Origin of the sequence: Streptococcus sp. LYSM12, from assembly GCF_004569635.1 — a bacterium.
Taxonomy (GTDB): Bacteria; Bacillota; Bacilli; order Lactobacillales; family Streptococcaceae; genus Streptococcus.
Window position 1 is genome coordinate 19,569 of sequence record NZ_SPOZ01000024.1, and the last position, 22,441, is coordinate 42,009.

Sequence of the window (22,441 nt, forward strand, 5' to 3'; positions counted from 1 at the left end):
AAGATGAAAAAGAGGATGTATTGGAAAACGATGTGGCAGTCCTTGCTGTCATCAAAGGGTCGTTTTTTCTCCATTTTTAATCTGATGTTGATTGGTTCTATGACCTTTATAGGCTTGAAGGTCGCAGCTCCTAATATGGAAAAAACGGCGCAAGATTATATTGAGCAAGGACAAATGTTGGATATAGCTGTTATGTCAGATTTGGGTATCAGTCAGGCAGATAAGGTGGAGTTGGATAGGGTGACAGGAGCCCAGATTGAATATGCCTATTTTAAGGATGTGACGTTCGAGACAGGAAAAGAAGCCATTCGGCTATTCTCTATCCCCAAAAACATCTCGCGTTATCAGCTAAAAGCAGGTAAGGCTCCCTCATCAGCTAGGGAAATCCTATTGTCAACCAATCTTGATGGAGCCTATCAGATTGGTGATAAAATCACCATTAAAGAGGGAGATAAGCAGGCATCGATTTTAAAAGAAACAGTATTTATAGTGACAGGCTTTGCGGATTCGTCTGAAATTTGGGGGAAGATTAATCTTGGACCAGCCAGCACAGGGACTGGTCAGTTAGCTGCCTATGCCTTTGTACCTGAGGCTGCTTTTGATTCAGAGGTCTATACGATGGCTCGGATTCGCTATGATGATGTGAGCAAGGTTCCCTACTATCAGGCAGTCTATAAGCAAAAAGTTATCAGTCACCAAGATGAGCTCAATAAACTTTTGGCAGATAACGGTAAGGAACGGCTCGCGAATATTCGCAAGGACGGAAAAGACAAGATAGATGATGCTGAGAGAAAAATGACAGCTGCCCAAGACCAACTGGAAACAGCGGAGAAACAGCTTGCAACAAAAGAAGCGAGTTTAGAAGCAGCCGAGCAGCAACTAAACCAAGGGCAAGCGGACTTGGAACTGAAAGCCAATAGATTAGATCAGATTGCAGCAGATTTAGCAGCCGCCCAAAAACAGCTAAACAGTAGCTACAGTCAATTACAGGCAACCAAAAAAGAATTGGATACCAAGCGTACTGACTTAGACAAAAGAAAGCGGGAATTGGAGCAGATAGAAGCAGGGCTTCTCTCCACTCAGTCCGACTTGAAAGGGAAAGAGCAGGACTTGGAAAAATTGGCTGATCGAATCAATCAAGCAAAGAGTGATTTTGAGGCAACGACCCAGGCTATTCAGGATCAGATTGCTGTGGCGGTAGCCATGGGAGAAAATCCAGGCGATATTCCGGAGCTTGTCGAGTTTCAACTTCGCTTAAAGCAATTAGAAACAGACATTGCTACTATGCAGCAGGCGTATCAAACAGGGCAAGTCGCCTATGAAACAGCAGTGGTTCACTATCAGCAGCAAGAAGCCACGTATAGGAGTGCTAAGGAGCAGTACGAATATGGAGAAGCTCAGTATCAAGTAGCTCTAAGTAGCTATCAAGAGGGTGTTACTGCTTATCAGATAGGTCTTTCTGAGTATGAATCGGGTCGTCTTGCCTTTGAAAATGGTCAGAATCAATTAGAGCTTGCTCGCACTAGTTTAGCGGATAAACAAGCAGAAAGCGACCGAGGAAAAGCAGAACTTCAAAAGGCTAAGAAAGATTTTGAACGGAAGCGTGCAAAGGCTGAAGAAGAAATCAAGACGACACGCAAAGATTTACAAGTTGCACAAGCAAATCTAGCACAGCTTAATACACCAGAATACAAAAGTTATACTAGGGATAGCTTGCCTGGGGGCAATGGGTATGCCAACTATGTTAGTAGCACCAAGAGTATCTCAGCGGTAGGCAATATCTTTCCTATTGTTCTCTATGTAATAGCAGCTCTTGTAACCTTTATGACCATGACCCGTTTTGTCGATGAAGAACGAGTCAATGTGGGGATTTTAAAGGCTCTTGGGTACACGAACGGGCAGATACTAATCAAATTTGTCCTCTATGGCTTATTATCTGGTTTGTCAGGCACCATTATGGGCTTACTCTTGGGAAATTTTCTCCTTGCTCCTATGATTAGTCGAATTATTACAGATACGACTGTCATCGGAGAGAGCCAGTTGTCTGTTTACCCTAAGTGGATAATGCTAGCACTTATCTTTTCTCTCCTTTCTTCTGTTTTACCAGCCTATTTGGTGGCACAAAAGGAATTAAGAGAAAGGCCGGCGCAATTATTGCAGGCCAAGCCACCGGTTTTGGGAGCTAAGATTTTCTTAGAATGTTTTCCTTTTATCTGGCGGCGAATGAGTTTTACGCAAAAGGTTACAGCAAGAAACATCTTTCGCTATAAAAAACGTATGTTTATGACCATTATTGGAATAGCAGGATCCGTTGCTCTCTTGTTTGCAGGCTTAGGCATCCGTTCTTCGATTTCAGGTGTCATGCATCAGCAGTTTACCCAGCTCCTCCATTATCATATGGTTGTGGTTGAGCAAGAGCGAGCTAGTAAGGAAGAAAAAGCTAAGGTAGAAACGGTACTTCGTTCAAAAGACATCAGAGATACCTTGTCTATTGCTTACTACAGTTTAAATGAGACAATTAAAGGGCAAGACGAAGCCCTTACCGTCAACTTCTTTGTCAGCAAAGAAAAGGATTTATCTTCTTTTATTACCCTGCGTAATCCCGAAACAGGTCAGTCACTTGTGCTTCCAGAAAAAGGGGCGATTGTCTCTGAAAAATTCGCCCAACTTAATCAGGTTGAAGTTGGAGATAGGATTACCATTCATCTCAATCAAGAACCTATTAGCCTTAAGGTAGCGGGCATTACAGAAATGTATGCAGGTCACTTTATCTACTTATCTGCACCAGCTTACCAAGAGGTAACTGGGAAGTCCTACCAGCCAAACGCAACTCTCGTGATGTTAGCTGATGATCGGACCAAAATGGTTGAAAAAGTCTCAGCAGACCTTCTTGATATGAAAGGAGTGGTTGCTGTTGTGCAGAACACCTCCTTGATTACCTTACTTGAAACCATCGTCCAGTCGCTCCAGTCTGTTATGATGATTTTGATTGTTTTGTCTGTTTTATTGGGGATTGTGATTCTTTATAATTTGACCAATATCAATATGGCAGAGCGAGTTCGAGAAGTGTCTACCATTAAGGTTCTGGGCTTCTATGACCGCGAAGTGACATTCTATATCTATCGGGAAACCATGACCTTATCTCTTGTGGGAATTGGTCTAGGATTATTTGTAGGTTTCTTTCTGCATAGACTGCTTCTTGTTGTAATTGCTTCCCCAGCCATTCATTTTGCTCCGACGGTGTCCGTTGATGTTTACCTCATTCCGATTGGTGCAGTTCTGAGTATCTTAGCAATTTTGGGTATATATGTTCATCACCACTTGAGTAAACTTAATATGCTAGAAGCTCTCAAATCTGGTGAATAAAAACTGAAAATACTTATGACAGATGTGAAAATATCCTGCTTATAAAGCAGGATATTTTCACATCTTTTTTTTTTAATATATACCCCTTGACAAAATCGGGGGGGGGGGATAAAATGTAGTTTAAGATATAGGTATCTGTCTGTTTTTTTGATTATTTCCAGAATAACTGTACAGGAGTATCGAACATTTAAGGAGGAACATATGGCTGAGTTGAAAGGGACATTGTTTTTGGGTTACTCAAAAGCTTCTGTCCATAGTGTTTTGGATGCTCAACGTAGAGAGCATGAAAGTGAGTTAAATCGACAACGAGGAGACTATGAAAAAAAGATCCATGATTTGGAAGAATTGAATGCGACCTTACAACAGACAATTAAACGCTATCAAGAAAAAGAACTCTTTATTTCAGAAGCTTTGACGGAAGCAAAACGAATTTCAAGAGATATTCTGGCTGACTCAGAAGTGAAAGCCGAAGAATTAATTCGTCTAACGAAAGAAAATCTTAGTGAGCGCGTACGGGACACTGAGGAGAAGTTACAAGAGTTAGATGAAGCTCGTCGGAGGATTGTGAACCATGAAGAGTTCATGAAAGTTGAACTTCGTCAACTACTCAATCGGCATATGGAGATGATAGACCATATTGAGTTAACAGATTTACATGATCGTAATTCGGAATTGAATACGATTCTGGAGAATAGTCGAAAAGTGCTCTATCTCACCAAACAGATAGCCAATGAGTCTGATAAGAGCGTGAAAAATTCGTCTCAAATCGAAAACGATGAGGGTAATAAAGAGGACATAGAAGAAATTCCTCTCTACTCAGTTGGTCACCAATAGGAGTGGGGTTCATGTCGGATTTAAACCAAACATTTCAACAGTTGTTAGAAGACAAAGGTTTCCCTCTCAAAGTGAAAGAAGAGGAAGATGCAATAGTCTATAAAGGGAGGCTATTGCTTTTTGAGGAGCATCAGGTAGATTTTGCCCTCTCGATGTCGAAGGGAGCATCAGAGTGTATTGCGCAGATTGTGTTTAATAATTTGGCCACTCTAGCGAATGAAGATGAGCGCTCTCTTTGGTTGCAAGGTCTCAATCTTCTCAATTTACATCATGGACTCTATTATTATTTTGCACTGAATGAAGAAAATCGATTGTTTGCACGTTATGTGACTAGAGTTTCAGGAGATATAGAAGACCTATTTTACATTCTTAGTAAGGGAGGCTATATTGTTGAGCGCTCTCTAACGTTTTTAACAGATTATATACTAAACCACAAAGGAACGATGAAGTAATGAGTAAAAAACAAAGAAATAAAAAACGCTTGCGTTTGGAACAGAAACGACTGAAAGCAGTTGTTGCAGCTGCGGCTATCGGAACGACAGTAGGTGTCGGAACACCTCTTCATGCAGAAGAAGTGCCTCTTAGTAATGTTGGTACAGAACAAGTAGATACGAGTGTAGCAGAAAAAGAAGCATTGATGGCTGAGGGAAGCTCGGCAGAAGCTGAGGTATCAGAAAAAACGGTTTCAACTGAAGAGCCGATAGAAACGACTCTTGTTGATAAAGCAAGCTTAGCACAGACATTAGATACCTTAAATGCATTGATTGAACAAAGTGCAAATACAGATACCAGTGATAAAACAGCAGAGAGCGTGACAAGCTATGAGGCAGCCCTTGCAGTAGCTAGGCAGGAACAAGAAAGAGCAACTGCTCTTAAGGCAAACTTGTCCGCGACCCAAGCAGAGATAGATGCTCAAAATCACGCATTAATAGCAGCGATTTCGACCTTATCTCAAGCTCGTGCGGCATTGGTTGTATCCATTCCTGCTGGAGAAGAAAGCGCAAAAAGTGAGGAGCTTGCTAGGCCAGTCAGTGAGCCTCTTGTTGCTGTAGCAAGTGGTGAAACGATTGAGGTAGCACCTGTAGAGCGTGAGGTCGCTTTAAGCTATAAGGTAGTGTATCAAGATATCGAGACAGGTGAGCGAATCGCCTCTGAAAACCATAGTGTCACCTTCATGACGACAGATGAAGTCGGCGAAACGAAAGTGACAGAGGTTGCTCGTGCCATTGAGGGCTATGTCCTAGCGGAAAATCAAAACCCAGCAGTGGTCTTTACCATCCGTGAAAAGGAACGCAATATCCTTATTTTCAACCTCGCAAGGGCTCAGCAGCCAAATGACACTGTAGTCAATAAGGACAAGGCTACTTTCCGGGCAAATACTGCAGTGGATAATGATAAACCATATATTACCATTGAGCGGTATTGGGGAACTGGTGATCGGAGTCGTGTTGAGATGACTTCAACTAAAAATGGAGACACGGTTGAACTCATCTATAAAACAGGTCTCACTCGCATTACTTCCGATGAGGTAGAGTTGACAGAAGACGCGAAAAAATTAGGCTTGACCTATGATCCTGTAGCCAACTATATTCGTGGGAATGTAGAGTTGGGCGTAGCTCTAGCAATTGGAGATTATCAGATTGGACTCGTCTCAAAGAGTGATTCGACTGTTAAGGCGACTGCACTTTGGAAAGTGCAGAGTCACAAAGGCTTTGTACCGAGAGTAGATGCCACGTACACTGGAGAGTTAGGAGAGGACTTACCTAGCAGGACATCCTATAACGTAACAGGTCCGTCGGTATGGATCGGTGGCGGTGGTTCCGATAATTTTAATTGGTATGTGAAAGAGGGAAGTTTTCAAAGTACCGATGGAGAAACGGTACAAGTTGGTGGGGAGTTTAGTGATGGTCACAATCAACCAGCTACAAATCTTCGTTATCGAGATTTGAAAGTAACAACGACACCTTTTGGTTATTATATAGGTAATGGAACTATTGAAAATGCGACCTCCACTACCCAGCAGTATCAAGCACGTTTCTCGCTTCTAGGTTTGGATGATCTAGGCACATTTTCAAAGCAGCTCACGATTGCTGAGTTTAAGCAAACAGGAGGATCAGCAGGTGTTGAGCTAGAATTTATTGATAAAAGCGAGCTTTACCCAGCAAATACTTATTGGACACTGTCAGGGTATCCTCCTTCAGGAGGAAGCTCTGTTGATGCTATGCGTACAACACCCTACTTGGTTAACTTCAAAAAGCTTCCTGATTTAGCAGGTAACTATTATGTGACCTTCCAAGTGACAGATAATCTAGGCTTAACGAAAGATTTTCGGATTGATTTTACAACTATTGAACGTTCACAAAATGGTGCTCTAACCAATGCAGACATCAAGTTTGAAGGAAATAAAGACTACACATTAGATGAACCAACCAAGGTACGTGTGCCGATTAGTTCGGAAGAACAAGAACTCGGTGTTATTACTAAAAATAAAGAGAACGCTACGCTCAAACCGGTTCGTTTCCCTGACGGAACAGAACTCACTGCCGATGGACGTTTGGTGAAAAAAGCAGGGGCTGAATTGTTGCCAGGTAAATACACCTTTGATGTTGGGGTCATCGATGGACACTTTGGAGATAATGCACCGACTCGTACCTTTGAGTTTGAGGTGGTAGATGCTATCAACCCAATTTCACATCAAATCTGGAAAGAGGGGGAGCCTATCACGCCGATTTCTATCACCATGAAGAAGAATACTCCATTGGCAGAAATAAAGGTCATCCCAAATGACGGAGATACTTTTGCAGTACTTTCCGCCAACAATACAGATAGAACGCTCGTTGGTCATGGTTTGACTCGTACAACTGAGCCCAAGACAGCTCGTGTGGAAGCTCAATATCTAAATGCCAATGGCGAAACGGTAACAGTGGTGACACACTTCACCTATGAAGTCCAGCCAGGAGAAGAGACAGGGCTAGAATTAGATGTTACAAATGCCAACCAGACAGTTGTAGAGGGTACACGTTGGGAAGATATGGTGATTACCCATACAGAAGGAGCAACCCTAACGGTTGATAGAACGAAACTTCCAGCCGGTGTACGCTATAATAATCGGACTAAGACCATCTCTGGTCGTGGCTTGTATGAGGGAACCTATAAAATTCCGATTACAGTAGAAAAAGATGGTAAATCCTTGACCAAAATGGTGAATCTGACTGTGACACCAGGTGAATTTGTCGTTGCTCCAGTAGATGAAACTGTCCAAGTTCTTGACAGCTTCAATTATAGGTGGGACTTGCCTGAAAACTATCGCATTTCTTATGCAAAGAAACAAAGAGAATGGGATATCGAACCTCAACCTTTTGAGATTCCTGGTATTTCTATTCGTGACTTGAAGCTTAATGGAACTCCGACTAAGGCAGGAACCTATGAAACCCAAGTTACTGTTATTCGGGTACGCGCAGATGGTACGAAACAATCAGCTAATACAACCTTTAAATTGACCGTTACACCACTTCCCCACATTATTGAAGTCAGCAACGATAACCAGACGATTACTCGAGGAGACAGTATTACACCCATGGTAGTGACTGGAACAGAGCAAGCTACCAGAACCCTTGATACTGAAAACCACTATCTCAATGAATTTAGTAAACTTCCAAAAGGTTTAATCTATGATTCTGAAACAGGTATAATTAGTGGCATACCTGAGAAAGCAGGGACATATAGATTTGATATTCTCTCAAAAATTCACAAAGATTTGACAGGGGAAAGCTATTATTATGATGACTATGATGATGCTAAGTATAGTCAAATACGGAAAACAGTGACGATAACAGTCTTACCTAAACCACTAGAAATTGGTGCTCCTGATCGTGAAGTTACCGTTCTTTCTCCGATTGAGCCAATTATCATCAGTCATACAGACGGAAGTATTTTGGATGAAAGCTTTGTTCGATATTTACCAGAAGGTGTGACGTATGATTCTGCTACTAAGACCATTAGTGGAACTCCTACTCGGGCTGGAGAGTATAGAGTTTACCTCTTTGCTAACTATGAGGGCAACGGTCAAGGGATTACAGAAAAAATGTTCACAATCAAAGTAAATCCACTTCCTGCTAGTATTGAAGTCAGCAACAACGGTCAAACCATTCAGCTAGGTGAGCCAATTAAGGCTGCTCTTGTGACGAATAGTGAACATTCTTCTATTGTTGGACGCTACTTATCTACAGAATTGGAAGAGGCCGATCTTGTAGATTATATTGCAAAAGAATATGGTTTAACTTATAACCCAGCGACGAAGACCATTAGTGGTACACCTAAAGAAGCAGGAGTACATCGTATTCGTTTTGGTGCACAAAACCCTGATGAACTTGGTAGAGCGTCTGCAGAAACAGTATTTGAATTTACTGTTTTACCAGATTCGCCAATTTCATTGAACGTGACAAATGATAGACAGTTTATCCTATTGGGAGATAGTGTCCGTCCGTTAAACATCAAAAATAGTGATAATACAACCTTGACTGTGGATGAGACGACGCTACCAGAAGGTTTGGTGTATGATGCAGCTACTAAACAGATTACAGGTACTCCAACGAAGACAGGGAAATATGATTTTGTTGTAACTGCGACTAGTCAAGATGGTAGCAAAACATTAACACATACAGTGTCGATTGATGTGATTGAATTACCTAAGAATGATCATGAAAGAACTCAGTCAGCTGATCCACGTATTCATTCAGTTATTGAGGGGCAAACGACGGTATCTGGTACGGGTCTAGCAGGTGCGACAATCATGGTGGCATTGCCAGATGGTAGCACACAAACGGCAACAGTAGCAGCTGATGGGACATGGTCTGTCGAAAATAGTAGGCCTTTTGTCAAAGGTCAATCTGTTACAGTGAAGCAGACAGAAAGTGGCAAAACACCGAGTGATGCAATCAACGCGACCGCTGTGCCAGTTATCACACAAGGCGATAAGGGTGAGCCAGGTAGAGATGGTGTTGACGGTAAGTCCCCAACTATCACAACTGAGCGTGGTACAGATACTGTCAATGGTGAGGAAGTCACAGGTACATGGATTATTGTGACACCAGCAGACGGTGGTGAAGCAACACGTACCTTTGTGTCAGACGGTAAGAACGGCACAAATGGTCAAGACGGTGCTCAAGGTGAAAAGGGTGAAAGTGGCAAATCTCCAACTGTTACAACCGAGCGTGGTACAGATACTGTCAACGGTGAGGAAGTCACAGGTACATGGATTATTGTGACACCAGCAGACGGTGGTGAAGCAACACGTACCTTTGTGTCAGACGGTAAGAACGGCACAAATGGTCAAGACGGCGCTCAAGGTGAAAAAGGTGAAAAAGGCACCGACGGTCATGACGGTGTCGACGGCAAAACTCCAAGTGTAGAAACAGTCAGCGGCAAGGGTACGAACTCCGACGGTGTAGAAGTAGACGGCACATGGATTATCACCAAAGACGGCGACGGTAATGAGGTTCACCGTACCTTTATTCCAAACGGCGCTCAAGGCGAAAAGGGCACCGACGGTCGTGACGGTGTCGACGGCAAAACTCCAAGCGTGGAAACAGTCAGCGGCAAGGGCACGAACTCCGACGGTGTAGAAGTAGACGGCACATGGATTATCACCAAAGACGGCGACGGTAATGAGGTTCACCGTACCTTTATTCCAAACGGCGCTCAAGGCGAAAAGGGCACCGACGGTCGTGACGGTGTCGACGGCAAAACTCCAAGCGTGGAAACAGTCAGCGGCAAGGGCACGAACTCCGACGGTGTAGAAGTAGACGGCACGTGGATTATCACCAAAGACGGCGACGGCAATGAGGTTCACCGCACCTTTATTCCAAACGGCGCTCAAGGTGAAAAGGGCGAAAAAGGCACCGACGGTCGTGACGGTGTCGACGGCAAAACTCCAAGCGTGGAAACAGTCAGCGGCAAGGGTACAAACTCCGCCGGCCTAGAAGTAGACGGCACGTGGATTATCACCAAAGACGGCGACGGCAATGAGGTTCATCGTACCTTTATTCCAAATGGCGCTCAAGGTGAAAAGGGCGAAAAGGGCGAAAAAGGTGCTGACGGTCGTGACGGTGTTGACGGCAAAACTCCAAGCGTGGAAACAGTCAGCGGCAAGGGCACAAACTCCGCCGGTGTAGAAGTAGACGGCACGTGGATTATCACCAAAGACGGCGACGGTAATGAGGTTCATCGTACCTTTATTCCAAACGGCGTTCAAGGTGAAAAGGGTGAAAAAGGCACCGACGGTCGTGACGGTCGCGATGGCGTAGACGGTAAGTCTCCGACAGTCAAAACTGAACCAGGTAAGGATACGGAAGGTAACACAGGTATCTGGGTGATTATCAGCGATGGTGATGGCAATGAAATCAGTCGCGAATTTGTCCGAGATGGAAAAGATGGTAAGAGTCCGACAATTAAGACTATTCCAGGTAAGAATACAGACGGTCACATCGGTGTTTGGGTCGTTATTACAGACGCTTCCGGTAATGAAATCAGTCGTGAGTTTGTTCGTGATGGCGTAGACGGAAAAGATGGCAGAGATGGGGTATGTACTTGTATCAATAAACCAACCCCAGAGGGAGAAAACCCAGGTAAGCCAACTCCACCAACCCCAGAGGGAGAAAACCCAGGCAAGCCAACTCCACCAACCCCAGGGGGAGAAAAGGACCCAGGTAAGCCGACCCCACCAACCCCAGGGGGAGAAAACCCAGATAAGCCAACTCCGCCAACATCAGGAGAAAAAGACCCAGATAAGCCAACCCCACCAACCCCAGGGGAAGAAAAGGACCCAGGTAAGCCAACTCCGCCAACCCCAGGAGAAAAAGACCTAGGTAAACGAACTCCACTAGTTCCAAGTGTTACAAAGGATACAACAGGTATGTCTTCTATACCAAATGTACTCCCATTGAAGACATTTAACTCTGACAGTACAACTCCTCAAAGAATGACAGTTTCAAATTCAAATACCCAATTACCGAATACAGGTACAGAAACAGCTTCATTCTTGAATCTTCTAGCCTTTGCAAGTCTAGGCTTGGCAGGAGTCATCCTTTCTAGAAATAGAAAACAAGAAGAGTAAATGGTGAATAAACTGAATACAGCCTAATATTGATAGGCTGTATTTGGTGTATACTGGCATAAAAAATGCCATATGAACAAGGTATAGTCATTTCGTTTATATTTTTTATTACTTCGTTAACTCGTCTTGCTGTACTCCAGTACTACCTGCGACTCGTTGCCTCGTACTAAAAATAAACGAAACGGCTATATATTTAGGAGACAATGAACACTTGTTCTCTTGTCAAAGCCCAATTTAAAAGACGATACAGTTATTAGAGAGGAGACGATTGTGAAAAAATCTTCATTTGATTGGAATAGAGTTGGAAAGTATGCGATTCGTAAATTTTCTGTAGGAATAGCCTCTGTTATGGTTGGTAGTATACTTCTTCCAAGTATCGTTCCTATTTCTTATGTCTATGCAGAAACACAGCCAGTAACAGCCCGGGATATTTTTGACCTTGAGAGTAGAGTAAAGTCGAATTTGAATTTCTTTACAACTCCAAGTCCTAGTTATGAAAGCATTGAAACATCGATTACGACGATTCGTCGTGAGGAGGTAGCGAGTGCGAATCGTCATCCAAATGACTACACGAACGAGAGTTATGCAGCCTATGTAGCAGCCTTGGCACAGGCAACGACCTTGGCAAATTCCCTTGAGAGTGCGGTATCAAAAGGGCGTGCGATTCAGGGGTTAGCTCCTGGTTATTTCTCTGAAATTTCTGGTTTAATTGATGCAAAGCGTGCAGATATGGCTTATAATACGGTATCCCAAGAGGAAAAGGTTTCGATTTATAGCCGTTTGCAGGAAATCTTGGTAGAGGTCAATTATCAGACAGAGTTTGGGAATACTGCAAATCCTCTTGCAATCGAAGCGACTGTAAATGCCTTGGATAAAGCAGTGAAAGGACTGTCACTGACGATTGCAAAAGAACTAGAACCAGATTTCCAGAATCCGATTCCAGAGAATTTAAGGGTATCTGTCGATCATTTTGAGAATGTAACAGCGAGTGATTTAGCAAAAATTGATCAGTTGTTAGATGATAGATACTATATCGGTGAGTATGCACATACCTTATCTTATGAAGGACGAAATCTCATCATTACCTATACAGATGATGGGTCGCAGACAATAGTGCCCATTGAAGCTGTGGCGATTGCGCGTAATATAGCTCCGCAACCCTCTCAGCCGGTTGTCGAGACGAAAGAAGAGATCCGTACGGAACCTGTTGCCTACAAGACAGTCCGTCGTGCCAATGCTAGCTTAGCTGAGGGACAGGAGCAAGTAATCCAACAAGGTCAAAATGGTGTCCGCACGATAGTTGAAACGGTGACCTTGACAGACGGTCGTGAAACCAGTCGTGTGGAGAAATCCAGCAGTATCACAACAGAGCCAGTAGACGAAATCATCGAATACGGCACGCAGAAAGTACCTGTTGTTGAAACGAGAGAGGAAATTCGTACGGAACCAGTTGCCTACAGGACAGTCCGTCGTGCCAATGCTAGTCTGGCTGAGGGCTTCGAACAAGTGGTTCAACAAGGCCAAAATGGTGTCCGCACGATAGTTGAAACGGTGACTCTGACAGACGGTCGTGAAACCAGTCGTGTGGAGAAATCTAGCAGTATCACAACAGAGCCGGTAGACGAAATCATCGAATACGGCACGCAGAAAGCGCCTGTTGTTGAAACGAGAGAGGAAATTCGTACGGAACCTGTTGCCTACAGGACAGTCCGTCGTGCCAATGCTAGTCTGGCTGAGGGCTTCGAACAAGTGGTTCAACAAGGTCAAAATGGTGTCCGCACGATAGTTGAAACGGTGACCTTGACAGACGGTCGTGAAACCAGTCGTGTGGAGAAATCCAACAGTATCACGACGGAGCCGGTAGATGAAATTATCGAATACGGCACGCAGAAAGTACCTGTTGTTGAGACGAAAGAAGAGAGTCGTACGGAACCTGTTGCCTACAAGACAGTCCGTCGTGCCAATGCTAGCTTAGCTGAGGGACAGGAGCAAGTAATCCAACAAGGTCAAAATGGTGTCCGCACGATAGTTGAAACGGTGACTCTGACAGACGGTCGTGAAACCAGCCGTGTGGAGAAATCCAACAGTATCACAACAGAGCCGGTAGACGAAATTATCGAATACGGTACGCAGAAAGTGCCTGTTGTTGAAACGAGAGAGGAAATTCGTACGGAACCTGTTGCCTACAGGACAGTCCGTCGTGCCAATGCTAGCCTGGCTGAGGGCTTCGAACAAGTGGTTCAACAAGGCCAAAATGGTGTCCGCACGATAGTTGAAACGGTGACCCTAACAGACGGTCGTGAAACTAGTCGTGTGGAGAAATCCAACAGTATCACAACAGATCCGGTAGACGAAATCATCGAATACGGCACGCAGAAAGCGCCTGTTGTTGAGATGAAAGAGAAGACAGCTCTTGCTTCAAATAAGAAATCTAATTTCCTATCAGTGGATGATAAAGAGGATAAAGAAACGACACTCACTTCAAAGGATATAGATATAAAAGAGCAAAAGCATCAAAGTGTTCTTCCGAAAACAGGAGAAATCGAACAGCTCTTTCTTCCCCTAGCAACTTTTATAATCGTAACAGCTTCAGCAGTTATTGATTTAAAACCTCGAAAAAAATGATATAGAGGTTTTTGGAGGATGTAAGTAGGAAAGTAGTTTTGCTATCCCCAGCTTGATAGGTTGGGGATAGCTATTTTATACTCTACAACAATCAATATTTTTCGTCGTTCCCTTGCTGAACGCAGTTTTGTTGCTCGGACAGGGTTTGACTTCTATAGAGTAATCAGCTACTAGAAAGCTTGTGAAGACAGGCGGATTGGAGTCTAAAAACGAGTTCGATTTTATAGAGCTCGTTTTCTTTCTACCTTTATAGATAAGAAAATAGAAGTAGGTATGGTATAATAAGAGCATGGATAAAAATAGATTATTACTAATAGACGGTTCATCTGTAGCTTTCCGTGCATTCTTTGCACTCTACAATCAAATCGAACGCTTTAAGAGCCCGACTGGTCTCCATACTAATGCCATTTATGGATTTCACCTCATGCTTGACCACATGATGAAGCGAATCCAGCCAACCCATGTACTTGTGGCCTTTGATGCGGGTAAAACGACCTTTCGCACAGAGATGTATGGTGACTATAAGGCAGGACGGGCCAAGACACCAGAAGAGTTCCGCGAGCAATTTCCTTTTATTCGTCAGATGCTAGAAGTCATGGGCATTTGCCACTATGACTTGGAGCGCTATGAGGCAGATGATATTATTGGAACCTTGGATAAAATAGCAGAGCGAACAGACGTTCCGTTCGATGTCACGATTGTTAGCGGCGATAAGGACTTGATTCAGCTGACAGATGAGAATACCATTGTTGAAATTTCTAAAAAAGGGGTGGCAGAATTTGAAGAATTTACTCCAGCCTACCTCATGGAAAAAATGGGCATTACACCAACCCAGTTCATCGATTTAAAAGCTCTCATGGGAGATAAATCAGATAATATTCCTGGCGTGACAAAAATCGGTGAGAAAACAGGTCTTAAACTTCTGACCACTTACGGGTCGCTTGATGGTATTTATGACAATATTGATAGCATGAAACCCTCCAAAATGAAGGACAATCTGATTCAGGATAAGGAACAAGCCTTTCTCTCTCGAGCCTTAGCAACCATTGACACTCAGGCACCGATTACCATTGGTTTAGAAGATATTGCCTATCAAGGACCAGAGCTAGAACAACTTGCGCGCTTCTATGAAGATATGGGCTTTAAAGCTCTTCGCGCCCAGCTCGGAAGTGAAGCAACTGCATCAACTGCTAGCAAGAATGACTTTGTAACAGTTGAAAAAATTGAAGCAGACATGCTTCATAAAGACCAATTTTTTCATTTTGAAATCTTTGGGGACAACTACCACAAGGAACCGATTATCGCTCTAGCTTGGGGAGATGAGCAGACGATTTACGTAGGGGGAGAAGACTTACTCTCACAAGATATTTTGAAGGAGTTTCTGGCGAATACAGCGATTAAGACCTATGATTTTAAACGTAGTAAGGTTCTTCTTTCTCACTACGGTATTGATTTAGGGCTGGCAGCTTTTGATAGTCGTTTAGCAAAATATCTGCTGAACACTGTTGAAGATAATGAAATTGCAACTATTGCTATGCTTTACGGCCAGCATAGTTTGAATGGTGATGAAGTGATTTATGGCAAGGGGGCAAAACGTGCGTTACCAGATCAAGAAAGCCTCTATCAACATTTGGCCAATAAACTAGCGGTACTGGTTGAAACTGAGCCAATCATGCGGACCAAGTTAGCTGAAAATCAGCAGTCAGATCTGCTCTTTGATATGGAATTACCACTCGCAAACGTCCTTGCCAAAATGGAAATGACAGGGATTAAGGTTGAAGCTGAGACTCTGAAAGCCATGCAGCTTGAAAATGATATCTTAATCGAACAGTTGACGCAGGAGATTTATACCTTGGCAGGTGAAGAGTTTAATATCAATTCGCCTAAGCAATTAGGGCATATTCTATTTGAGAAAATGGGATTGCCACTTGAATTTACAAAAAAGATTAAGACAGGCTATTCAACAGCTGTTGATGTCTTGGAAAGATTGGCACCGATAGCACCGATAGTATCGAGGATTCTTGAATATCGTCAGATTACCAAGTTGCAATCCACTTATGTGGTTGGTCTGCAGGAATCCATTATGGAGGACGGGAAAATTCATACCCGTTATGTCCAAGACTTGACCCAGACAGGTCGTCTGTCCAGTACAGACCCTAACTTGCAGAATATCCCTGTTCGTCTAGAGCAAGGGCGTCTGATTCGTAAAGCCTTTATCCCAGAATGGGAAGATAGTGTTCTGCTTAGTTCGGATTATTCACAGATTGAATTGCGGATTTTGGCACATATTTCGCAGGATGAGCATTTGATTGAAGCATTCCGCCAAGGAGTTGACATCCATACTTCAACTGCTATGCGGGTCTTTGGGATTGAAAAGCCAGAAGATGTGACAGCTAATGACCGCCGCAATGCCAAGGCCGTAAACTTTGGAGTGGTCTACGGGATTTCAGACTTTGGTTTGTCCAATAATTTAGGGATTAGCCGTAAAGAAGCGAAAGCCTATATCGAGACCTATTTTGATCGTTTTCCAGGTATTAAGAACTATATGGAAAGTATAGTCCGTGAAGCACGTAACAAGGGTTATGTAGAAACTATCTATCACCGCCGTAGGGAAATCCCAGATATCAATTCGCGCAATTTTAATGTTCGGAATTTTGCTGAGCGGACAGCTATCAATTCTCCCATTCAAGGATCTGCAGCAGATATACTAAAGGTGGCCATGATTAATCTAGATAGGGCTATGTTAGAGGCTGGTTTGCGTACGCGGATGCTCTTGCAGGTGCATGATGAGATTGTTCTTGAAGTGCCAAATGATGAATTGGCCACTATCCGCTCTATGGTTAAGGAAATTATGGAAGCAGCGGTTTCCCTCTCTGTTCCATTGATTGTTGATGAAAATGCAGGTAAAACTTGGTATGAGGCTAAGTAGAAAGGATAGTGATGACGATGAAAAAGAGAGTTTTATATGTAGGAATAGCGACCCTACTCTGCTTATCAGCCTGTGGCTCTAAGGAAGAAATAGAGTCATCTAATCCTGTAATAGAAAAAAATATATGGGAGCAGAGTCAGTCAACGACAGGAGTCATCGAGTTTCAGAAACTTGCAGAAGCAGAGGCTCGTGCCTTTGAAACGACTAAGGAGCAAGAAAAACTCTATTCTGCTAAGAATGGTGTGATGAAAACTGTTGGAGTTGGAGATGGTACAGAAGAAGAAGTGTCGTATCGTCCCTATCAAATACCAGATAGTTGGCAACCCGACCAGGTAGATGGAGGGACGCAACCGATGAATTATATCTATAGGGTCTCTGAGAATGGATTAAAAATGGGTGTGCAGCTATATACTCTAAACGCCTATCAGACTTCACCTCTTTCAGGTGGAGAAATCATGAAGAAAGAAGAAGTGACGCAAGGCTTGAAAGCAGACGGTCAGGACTTTATTCAGGAGACGAGTATTTCCATCAATGATCAGGAATGGCAGGTGGGTTATGAGGTAAAGCCTGAAAACAAGGCTGCTAAAATCACCTTTTATCGCCTGGAAGATACAGGTAATTTTGATGATTCTGTCATCGTGGGATCTGTTGTCTACCCTCTTTCCTCGGAGTATTTAAACCAGGAAGAGACGGTGATGACCACCGTTTCCCAACTCAAGACTATCTTGTATCAGGTAGCGGCCAATCGACAGACAGAAATTGTAGCGGTAACACCTTAAAAATGTTCAGGCTTCGACTTTTTCACTCTTAGGCAGGAAGATGTTGAAGTATACGCACAATCAATTTTAGTGCAGTGGTTGATTGGCAAATTGGGTCGTGTTTTACTTCCCAATAGGGTCTAATCAACTGTGCAGGGGTGGACTAAAACAGTCAATTCCCAGACTATTTCGGCCCGAACTTAGAATGTAAGAAGTCTGGCAAAACCGAACTCTTTTTTCTACCCGTCGCCTTCTTTCCCGTTCCCAACCCTTTGCCATTCTGAAAGCTCGTCAGATATTGATGTTTATAGGGGATCAGTCGCTTATCTATTTTTATTGTGACAGTTTTACAAAATAAAAAATGCTACTTTAATAAAGTTTATAGATGGATTGGCATCTATACTTTTTTCAGGCCTAGGCAGAAAAAGAGGATGAAACCAAGCTCTTTCTTGTTCTCTTTTTTCTGTAAAAACGTGGTATAATAGGGGAAAGATCTATGAGGAGGATAGGAAATGTCGGACAAACGCTTAGCATGGGATGAATACTTTGCAACGCAGGCACTCTTGATTGCCAATCGTGCGACTTGTAAACGAGCTAAGGTTGGTGCAGTCCTTGTGAAAGACAACAAGGTTGTGGCAACAGGCTATAATGGTTCTGTCTCAGGGACGGAGCATTGCTTGGATCAGGAATGCCTGGTGGTGGATGGTCATTGTGTGCGCACCTTGCATGCCGAGGTCAATGCTATTTTACAAGGAGCAGAGCGGGGTATTCCCAAAGGCTTTACGGCCTACGTAACTCATTTTCCTTGCCTTAATTGTTCCAAACAGCTTCTCCAAGTGGGTTGCAAGCGCGTGGTCTATATCAATGAGTACCGGATAGATGACTATGCTAAATACCTCTATCAAGAAAAAAATTGTGAACTCGTTCATCTACAGATTGAAAAGGTGAGGGAGGCGATTGCTCAGACGGATTGGATTTGATGTAGCCATTTCGTTTATCTTTTATTCCTTTGTTTAACCCGCTTTGCCGTATTCTAGTACAGCCTGCAGCTCCTTGCCTAGTACTAAAAGCAAACGAAAAGACTATAGTAGCACCTATCCAATTTTTTATATGAACTGAGCAGGGAGTATCGTCAATCAAATGGACGATGTTAAGCTTGAGCCTAAACGTTGGAAAACACGCTGAATCTAGTGGCTCTGTTCGTCTGAACATAGAAATAAGAGAGTGAGGGAATCAGGACTTCGGAGTCATGGTTTCCTTACTCTCTTTTTTGTATGGACTTTAAAATTGACTCAAAAAATCTGAAATATCTTTCTAAACATGGTATACTAAAGAAGTTATAAGTCCCGAAAAGGCGATTGTTCATGAAGATTGGATAATCGGTGCTTTGTAACTTTTAACTTGGCAAGAATGTCGGTAGCACAGCTACACGTCATTGTATGGCAGCCGCTATCTGCGGTTAGCCTAGCCAACTTACTAGAGTGAGAAAGGTCTTGATGTTGAATCCCTTTCCCGCTCGTCGTAACTGTGCTAAGAAAATCGACTTCCAGCTCGCAGGCTTTTCATGGTTGACACTATTTACGGAAATCCTAAGCGCCTTACTAGCTTTTCCCAGCGAAACGATTGGGAAAAACGTCGTGACCTAGGTGTTTAGTCAAGTCGATCGTAATCGATCTGTCATTCGGCGGAGTGCTTAACTAACTGACTAGAGTGAGGAGTTCCTACTATCTCGTTGTCTGGGAATGGTGCTACTCCTTGCTCGGCTTTATCTATGGAATGTAGGCAAGCGGGAGAGTAGGCAGTTGTTTTTCTAGTATCAATTTTATTTAAAGGGGGACATGAAGATGTCAGAACGTAAACTTTTCACTTCTGAATCGGTATCTGAGGGACATCCGGATAAGATTGCGGATCAGATTTCTGATGCGATTTTAGATGCGATTTTAGAGCAGGACAGTGAAGCTCATGTGGCAGCCGAAACAGCTGTTTATACAGGCTCTGTCCATGTGTTTGGAGAAATCTCAACGACGGCCTATGTCGATATTAACCGTGTGGTTCGTGATACGATTGCAGAGATTGGCTACACCAATACGGAATATGGATTTTCAGCTGAAACAGTAGGGGTCCATCCCTCCTTGGTAGAACAGTCACCAGATATTGCTCAAGGAGTTAATGAGGCCTTGGAAATCCGGGAGAACTCAGACCAAGATCCACTCGATCAGATTGGGGCTGGTGATCAAGGGTTAATGTTTGGTTTTGCTGTGGATGAAACACCTGAATTGATGCCACTACCGATTTCACTTAGTCATCAGTTGGTTAAAAAATTGGCAGATTTGAGAAAGTCCGGTATGATTACCTATCTCCGTCCAGATGCTAAAAGTCAGGTTACAGTTGAATATGATGAAGAGAACCAACCCTTGCGTGTTGATACCGTGGTCATCTCAACCCAGCATGACCCAGAAGTGAGTCAAGAAATCATTCGTAAAGACATCATCGAACAAGTCATTCAAACGGTTATTCCAGCCCATTATCTGGATGAGCAGACTAAGTATTTTATCAATCCGACAGGTCGATTTGTCATCGGAGGACCGCAGGGAGACTCCGGCTTGACTGGTCGTAAAATCATTGTGGATACCTATGGCGGTTATTCACGCCATGGTGGTGGTGCTTTTTCTGGGAAAGATGCAACCAAGGTCGATCGTTCAGCCTCTTATGCAGCGCGTTATATCGCTAAAAATATCGTCGCAGCGGGTCTTGCTAAGAAAGCAGAAGTTCAATTAGCTTATGCAATTGGAGTAGCGCATCCTGTATCAGTGCGAATTGACACATTTGGAACGAGTAGAGTTGCAGAAAGTCGCCTTGAGGCAGCTGTTCGGGAGTTATTTGACCTCCGTCCAGCAGGCATTATCCAAATGCTGGATTTGAAACGCCCGATTTACCGTCAAACAGCAGCCTATGGTCATATGGGACGGACCGATATTGACCTGCCTTGGGAGCGGGTGGATAAGGTAGAAGCGCTAAAAAATATCCTCAAAGCTTAAATCAGAGAGTGGGAGTCAGTCATCATTTCAAAGAATTGATTGTCCCACTCTTTATTTGTAGTTTGGGGGATTAAGACTACTATAGTCTTTTAGTTTGCTTTGGGTACTAGGCAAGGAGCTGCAGGCTGTACCAGAGTGCGGCAAAGCGGGTTAACAAAGTCACAAAAGTTGATATAGCCGTTTCGTTTATTTTTAGTACTAGGCAAGGAGTCGCAGGTAGTACTGGAGTACAGCAAGACGAGTGAACGAAGTAATAAAAATATAAACGAAATGACTATAACAGCAAAACTCTTCCACTTTTAACAGGGCAGAGATTTAGGGGGATACAGGTGTTCTAGTCTTGGTGACGTTTGACACCATATCCACTGGGTCGATGATAGGTCTTAATGAGGTAATTACTCTTGTTCTTACCTCTTTTCTTTTACCTCAAATATGATATACTAAAATAAAGAATAGTAGGCCAAAGATGGTCAGGGAACTTCGCTGGCCTAGACATCTAATTGGGATTTCCAAATTAAAGGAGAAAAGCATGCGGGATAATCATTTACATACCTATTTTTCTTATGATGCCGAAGCACGATTTGAAGATTATTTAACGATTTACGAGGGAGAGATTGTGACGACAGAACACTTTGATTTGTCCAATCCCTATCTAGGTGGTCCTCGTGATGATGTGCCAGACTACCAGGCTTACACTGAACAAATTGCATGTTTGAACCGACAATATGGCAATCGAATCAAAAAGGGAATTGAAATTGGCTATTATGCACCTCGAGAAGCAGATACGCTGGCTTATCTAGAGGGGAAAGACTTTGATTTGAAACTATTATCGGTACACCACAATGGTAGCTTTGATTACTTGGAAGATGAGGTTTTATCTCTAGATCGAAACGAGCATATCGTGGCGTATTTGCAAGAGATAGAACGAGCCATCGAACGGATTCCAGCAGATGTGTTAGCACATTTTGATTATGGTTTTAGGAGATTATCTCTTACTGTTGACGAGTTGCGAGAATTTGAGCCAAATCTACGTACTCTCTTTCAAAAGATGATGGACTATCACTTGGCTTTTGAGTTAAATAGTAAGTCCATGTACTTGTATGACAATGAGCCCCTCTATCTCTATGCCCTTTCTATTTTGCAGGAAATGGGCTGTAAGCGCTATTCAATCGGTTCAGATGGGCATTATCAACGACATTTTCGATTACAATTTGACCGTATCAAGCAAATCTTGGACGACTATGGTATTCAAGAAGAGTGGTTGGTATAGTGCTTGTTTGGCTTACGACTCCTATATAGTCCTTTCGTTTCTCTTTTATCACTTCGTTCACTCGCTTTGCCGTACTCTCGTACAGCCTGTAGCTCCTTGCCTAGTACTAAAAGCAAACGAAAAAACGATAATAGAGCTAGTTAAAAACTTTCTTTGCTTGTATATCCCTTGGCTTGTGTTTAGTAGTATAGTCCTTTCGTTTCTCTTTTATTCCTTCGTTCACTCTCCAGTACAGCCTGCAGCTCCTTGCCTAGTACTAAAAGTAAACTAAAAGACTATATCAGAATGATATACTCCCCTTATAGTAGACAGTGAAAAAACAAAAATTCACTAGACACTATAAGGGGAGTTTTCGTATGTCTAAAAGAAGTCCAAAATCAGTAGAAGAAAAATGTGAAATCCTTCAGTTGTATCTGAGCCATAAGCAGTCCCTCAGTCAATTAACGAAAACCTACCAAGTGTCTGATTATACTATCAGACACTGGATGAAGCGATATGAAAGCGACG

General features: G+C 43.1%; 10 protein-coding genes. All 10 read left to right on the top strand.

Annotated features, from left to right (window positions below):
• The first annotated feature begins 3 nt into the window (after window positions 1–3).
• The gene (locus E4T79_RS08415) at window positions 4–3,366 is read left to right on the top strand and encodes an ABC transporter permease (RefSeq protein ID WP_135029425.1); all 3,363 of its coding nucleotides are present in this window, start codon (window positions 4–6) and stop codon (window positions 3,364–3,366) included.
• Window positions 3,367–3,567: 201 nt separating this feature from the next.
• Complete coding sequence (locus E4T79_RS08420; RefSeq protein WP_135029427.1) at window positions 3,568–4,200, top strand: hypothetical protein; 633 nt, start codon at window positions 3,568–3,570, stop codon at window positions 4,198–4,200.
• 11 nt (window positions 4,201–4,211) lie between these two features.
• The gene (locus E4T79_RS08425) at window positions 4,212–4,652 is read left to right on the top strand and encodes a hypothetical protein (RefSeq protein WP_135029429.1); all 441 of its coding nucleotides are present in this window, start codon (window positions 4,212–4,214) and stop codon (window positions 4,650–4,652) included.
• The gene (locus E4T79_RS08430) at window positions 4,652–11,314 is read left to right on the top strand and encodes a putative Ig domain-containing protein (protein WP_135029431.1); all 6,663 of its coding nucleotides are present in this window, start codon (window positions 4,652–4,654) and stop codon (window positions 11,312–11,314) included. The genes E4T79_RS08425 and E4T79_RS08430 overlap by 1 nt, the downstream gene beginning before the upstream one ends.
• 270 nt (window positions 11,315–11,584) lie before the next feature.
• A complete protein-coding gene (locus tag E4T79_RS08435; protein WP_167752659.1) occupies window positions 11,585–13,939 on the top strand; it encodes a G5 domain-containing protein in 2,355 nt (784 codons plus the stop codon).
• A 289-nt stretch (window positions 13,940–14,228) separates the two neighbouring features.
• Window positions 14,229–16,868, top strand: coding sequence for a DNA polymerase I (gene polA, locus E4T79_RS08440; protein WP_135029435.1), 2,640 nt, complete (start codon window positions 14,229–14,231; stop codon window positions 16,866–16,868).
• A gap of 17 nt (window positions 16,869–16,885) precedes the next feature.
• Window positions 16,886–17,647: a hypothetical protein gene (locus tag E4T79_RS08445; protein ID WP_135029437.1), complete on the top strand. Its 762-nt coding sequence runs from the start codon at window positions 16,886–16,888 to the stop codon at window positions 17,645–17,647.
• Window positions 17,648–18,138: 491 nt separating this feature from the next.
• A complete protein-coding gene (locus tag E4T79_RS08450; RefSeq protein ID WP_135029439.1) occupies window positions 18,139–18,606 on the top strand; it encodes a deaminase in 468 nt (155 codons plus the stop codon).
• An 864-nt stretch (window positions 18,607–19,470) separates the two neighbouring features.
• Window positions 19,471–20,664 (top strand): methionine adenosyltransferase, encoded by a 1,194-nt coding sequence (gene metK / locus E4T79_RS08455; RefSeq protein ID WP_135029441.1) that lies wholly within the window; start codon window positions 19,471–19,473, stop codon window positions 20,662–20,664.
• Window positions 20,665–21,193: 529 nt separating this feature from the next.
• Window positions 21,194–21,934, top strand: a complete 741-nt coding sequence (locus E4T79_RS08460) for a PHP domain-containing protein (RefSeq protein ID WP_135029448.1) — start codon at window positions 21,194–21,196, stop codon at window positions 21,932–21,934.
• Window positions 21,935–22,441: the final 507 nt, after the last annotated feature.